Source organism: Anaerococcus tetradius ATCC 35098 (genome assembly GCF_000159095.1).
Classification (GTDB): domain Bacteria; phylum Bacillota; class Clostridia; order Tissierellales; family Peptoniphilaceae; genus Anaerococcus; species Anaerococcus tetradius.
In genome coordinates, this window is sequence record NZ_GG666334.1 from 1 (window position 1) to 791 (window position 791).

Genomic DNA, 791 nt, shown 5'->3' on the forward strand with positions numbered 1-791 from the left:
ACTAAATATTTACCCTATCGTCTCATAATAAACAGTACTATTTATTTTCTCGAATTTTCTCGTCATTATTTTCATTTTGGCGTATTAAAATTAAAGTTGGCGAGATTATGAGTTACTTTTAATGCTATTCATCTATTTTTCTACAATTTCTATTTCTCCACTTCTTGATACGATTATTTTATCAATTAAACTTTTCACATAAACTTTCAGCAAACCTTCCTCATCTAAGATAACAATATCCGTTTCTTTCTTTGAATCAATATTCTCCGACTTCAATTCTTCCAACTTACTCTCCAATAATATCTTTTTATCTTGTATAAGAGATTTTTCCTTTAGATACGCCTCTTTTGAAATAATTTTCTTTTTGTAGTTTTCATAGATGATTTGTAAATTGCAGTTTAATATGGATATTTCCTTTAGAATCTCTTCTTTTACATTCTTGTGTTCTATAACTTTCTCTTCATTTAATGTATTTTGAATCTTAAAATCTTTTAATTTGGGTTTTATAAGTTCAATAATATCTTTCTCTCTGATATTGTTTGGTGTTTTCTCATCTTTACATAAATTACAATAATAACTTTTGTACTTGTATATTTTAGCAGAATTCTTTTTTTGTCTACTGTCACATCGAAAACTCATATGTCTACCACATTCTTTACAAAAAATCTTATCAGAAAAAATAGAACGATTTTTGTTTCCTGTATATCCACCAAAACTTCTTTTTTCTTTTATTTTCTTTACCTCATCAAATATTTCTCTTGAAATAATAGCTTCATGGGTATTTGGAAGTA

1 protein-coding gene is annotated in these 791 nt (G+C 26.2%); it reads right to left on the reverse strand.

Annotation, left to right across the window (positions count from 1 at the left end; all coding sequences use genetic code 11):
- Nucleotides 1–132 precede the first annotated feature (132 nt).
- Nucleotides 133–791, reverse strand: a 659-nt coding sequence (locus HMPREF0077_RS10025) for a recombinase zinc ribbon domain-containing protein (RefSeq protein WP_004837908.1), incomplete at its 5' end; no start/stop codon positions are given.